Raw genomic sequence first — 3,929 nt, 5'->3', positions numbered from 1 at the left:
GATGGCTGATGGCGTGATGGGCCGGCGAGAGGCCGATGCGAGACCGGCACCGATGCGAGACCGGCGGGAGGTCGATGCCAGGGCGGGAGCGATCGTGATCAGGCAGGCGCGCGGTGCGAGAGACACGGTGCGAGGGGGAGGGGCTGTCGGGCACATCCACATCCCCTCGGAGGCGACTTTCCCACGAAGGCACGGCAGATTCCCACGAAGGTATGGCAGAAAGGCATGACAGGACGGTGAGGGCTTCCGGCGTGACATGACGGTGAGTGCTTCTCCGCGGAGGCAGGGTCGATTACGCAGGGTGAGTTCGGACCGGCTCCACCTGGACTCAGGGTGATTTCTTCCTCACGGAGACGGGGCCGATCACGCCGCGTGGCATGAGCCTTCGCGCCTGCGGGGAGGAGTCAGGGCAGCAGGAAGCGATCGGTCTGTCTCGGCATGGTTGGTTGCCTACCGCGCATGCCCGGTCGTGCCTATTCTTGGGTGTCAGGTTCCGTCTGCCGGACCTGCCGGCCGTGGGAGGAGCGTCGATGCCGCTCTCGGAAAATGAGCAGCGCCTGCTTGATCAGATCGAGCGCGCCCTCGTCGAGGACGATCCCAAGTTCGCGAGCACGGTCCGCTCGACGAACCCTCGCACCTATCTCATGCGCAGGGTCCGCCGAAGCTTCCTCCTGTTCGTGGTGGGGCTGGTCGTCCTGCTTGTGGGGGTCGTCCTCAACCGGACACCGTTGATCGTGATCTTCGGTGTGCTCGGTTTTGCCACGATGCTGTTCGCGGCGTCCCGGGGTGCTGCCGATCTTCGTCGGATCAGTGGCCGGGGCGGAGAGGCCAGTAGTCATCGTCCGACGGCCTCCCGTCGTCGGACCCGCCCCCCGTTCACCGAGCGGATCGAGGAACGATGGCGCCGCCGGTGGGATGATCACTGACTGGGGTAGTTACTAGCAGCGGTTGCTGACAGGCGGTTGCTGACAACCAGCCCGATCGCTGGCCAGGGCCGGCGCTGTCGCTGGCTGGCAGGAGCCGCCGCCAACCGCCGGGACAATCAGTCGGCAGTATGATCGTCGACTGTTAGTGATCATGGTCCGGTGGTGACCGTCAACCACGGGCCGACAACAGCCGCCAACCGCCGGGCGGGCCACAGGCGATCTTGAGTGACAGGGTCGCTCCCGACGGAGCCGACCCCGTCGACGCGGCCGGCATGAGCAACCGAGCCATGCTCCCGGTGTTCACACCCTGTCCCACTGGCTGTTCTGGTCGTGCCGGCTGTTCTGGTCGTGCCGGCGTGCAGGCGGACGCCTCGACGCCGGATTGCTTCCCGGTCGGACCAGGCCACGTAGGCTACCCAGGTCGGCGACCACGGAGCGTGGAACCATGGTGGCCCAAGCACGGCTGGTGCGCGGCGCTGTCTTTCTCAAGATTCGTGAAACTGTCTGTAGATCGCGTCCGATCCGTTCGTCCGGTGCGTTGGAACGAACCAGGGCCAGTGGCGCGTAACAGGCGAGTTCCTCCGCCTCGGCGATCCGGAGCAGGGCAGCCAGGGCCTCCTCGACCTCCGCCGTCGTGATCATTTGTTCGGGGGCGCGGGCGTTGGTCGAGATGTGAGCGCTCAGCCGCGTCGCGCTGGCTCGCGGGGACTCGTTCGGCCGCAGCGGCATACCAAGATCGGCAGCAAGGTCGGCCAGTTCGGCCCAGGCCGCGTGTGCCCGGCTGTCGGTCGCGGTGTCCCCGTCGTCGTCGGAGGTCCCCCGCAGGGTGGCCGTGAGGCGGTGTCGGCGGCGCACCATCCGCACCAGTGCTGGTCCACCCAGCACCGCGAGGACGGCGACCCCCGGCAGGAGCCACCAGAGGATCGCGGGCGGCCCGTCGCTGGTGGGCTGTACCTGCGTGAGGGGCTGTTGCACCACCGTGTCCTGTCCGCTGCCGCTGGTGACATCGGCGCTCGGCGCGGTGGTCTCAGGCGCGGACGACGGCTGGGCGGCGCCCGCCGGCGCGGAAGCCGTGGCCCCTCCAGCCGGGTCCTGGGCCTGCGAGTAGCCGGGGATGATGATGCCCTCACTCGCCGGCGGGGTCGGCTCGAAGGGGATCCAGTCGGTGGAGGCGAACCACACCTCCGGCCACGCATGCATGTTCTTGTTGGTCATCAGGTAGCTGCCGTCCGGCTGCCGTTCGCCTTCGTTGAAGCCGATCGCCACTCGGGCCGGGATCCCCAACGACCGCAGCAGCACCGTCATCGCGGAGGCGAACTGCTCGCAGTAGCCGCGTTTGCGCGTGAACAGGAAGTCCGCCAGCGCCCCGGCCTGGGTGGTGGGGGCGCCGTCCAGGTCGTAGGTGAAGGCACCGCTCTGCAGGTAGTTCTGGATGGCGACGGCCTGCTGGTAGGGGCCGGAGGCAGTTCGTGTGAGCTGCCGTGCCAGATTGTGGATCCGGGGATCGGTGGTGGGAGGCAGTTCGGTATCGATCTTCAGCTCGGCCGGGGCGGCCGCCAGCACGGTCGCGAGCTCGTCGCGGGCGGGGGCCGGGACGGTTGCTTCGACCTGGTAGGTCGCGTCGGCGGTGGAGGTCCGGGTGCTGAACACCGTGCCGGTCTCGGCGGCCAGCCGCCAGTCGCCGTCGAGACCGGTGATTTTGGTCGGGATTCCGGGCAGCGGGAGGTAGTTCGCCTCCAGATCCTTCGACACGCTGATGGTCGCGGTGAGCTGAGTGCTGTGGGCGGTGGTTGCCGGCCCGGGCAGGCCGTTGCTGATTTTCGCCTCGCGGCCGGCGCGTAGCGCCCGCAGGGTGAACTGCTGCCCGTCGAACTGTTCGAGCGCGGTCAACCGCAGGTACTGCGGTGACGTGGTGCGCACCGACACCAGTTTCCTCGTCAGGGGGGAGTGCAGTTGTTGTGCCAACGAGACGATCGGCTGAATGACAACCGTCGAGCCGGGGCCGTCGTCGCCGTCGTTGCTCTGACCGTGCGTGACGAGCGCCAGCCCCTGTAGCGAGGGCAGCGTGGCCGGGACAGCCACCGCGCACACCAGCGCGCACACGGTGATGCCGATGACGTGGACACCGGTTCTGCTGCCCAGCCGCGGGGATGCCGACGAGGCGGCATCCGATGCGCCGGAGCCGGACGAGCCGGAACCCGATACACCGGAGGTCGACGCGCTGGTGATCGGTTTTCTCCACCGTTCGACGCTGGTGCGGCCGTCCAGTATCAGTAGCAGGAGGAAGCCCAACGCGCCGAGAACGAACCGGACCGACCCGACACCGTCCGGCAGTACCGCCGCCGGCAGCATGAACAGTGCCAGCAGCGGGAGCCCGGCAAGCGCCGGACGCCGGAGCATCGTCATCAGAAAGTCGACGATCATCGCGACGAGATGGACGCCGATGAGGACGAGCAGCGCCAGACCTGGCCGTTGCGGCACCGGCGCGGCGAACCGGGCCACGTCGTCCCGGCCGGTGGTGATCAGGGAACGCAACGTTTCCAGGGTCTGACCGGTCGGCACCACGCCGGCGAGAGCGGTTTCCCTCGCGCACAGTACGGTCGCCGCGACGAGCAGGCCGAGCGCCTCCAGCAGGACGATGACCGGGGCGGGCAGCCGCAGGGCCTGGCCCAGCACGGATGTTCCCGCCACCACCACCGTGGCAGCGACAGCCAGTCGCAGCCACCACAGGCCGTCGAACAACGGCGCGAGCGCGAACGCGCACAGCAGCGACGCGAACGCGCCACCGAGAGTCGCGGTCAGGGTGGGAGGCAGGCGTGTGATCACCGCCGTAGGCCTGCTTCCGCCTCCGGCTGTCCTGTCGCGGACGCGTCTTCAGCGGCGTCTTCAGGGCGTACCCGCCGGGCGGATGACCGGGGCGTCCCGGACGGGTGTGCCGGCTCGGGCGTGCTGCCGGCGCGTTCCCGCATGGCCGATGGCCGGGACAGGGGGGACGTCCTGGCG

General features: G+C 68.9%; 2 protein-coding genes. One reads left to right on the top strand and one right to left on the bottom strand.

Annotated features, from left to right (window positions below; all coding sequences use genetic code 11):
* The first annotated feature begins 530 nt into the window (after positions 1 to 530).
* Positions 531 to 926: a DUF3040 domain-containing protein gene (locus CM1CMNOD_RS14390; RefSeq protein ID WP_013874328.1), complete on the top strand. Its 396-nt coding sequence runs from the start codon at positions 531 to 533 to the stop codon at positions 924 to 926.
* A gap of 300 nt (positions 927 to 1,226) precedes the next feature.
* On the opposite strand, the gene CM1CMNOD_RS14385 is transcribed toward CM1CMNOD_RS14390, so the two are convergent.
* Positions 1,227 to 3,752, bottom strand: coding sequence for a transglutaminaseTgpA domain-containing protein (locus tag CM1CMNOD_RS14385; RefSeq protein ID WP_131774030.1), 2,526 nt, complete (start codon positions 3,750 to 3,752; stop codon positions 1,227 to 1,229).
* Positions 3,753 to 3,929: the final 177 nt, after the last annotated feature.

The sequence above is a fragment of the Protofrankia symbiont of Coriaria myrtifolia genome (assembly GCF_900634755.1).
GTDB classification, from domain to species: domain Bacteria; phylum Actinomycetota; class Actinomycetes; order Frankiales; family Frankiaceae; genus Protofrankia; species Protofrankia coriariae.
This window is presented reverse-complemented; position numbering and strand designations above follow the sequence as displayed.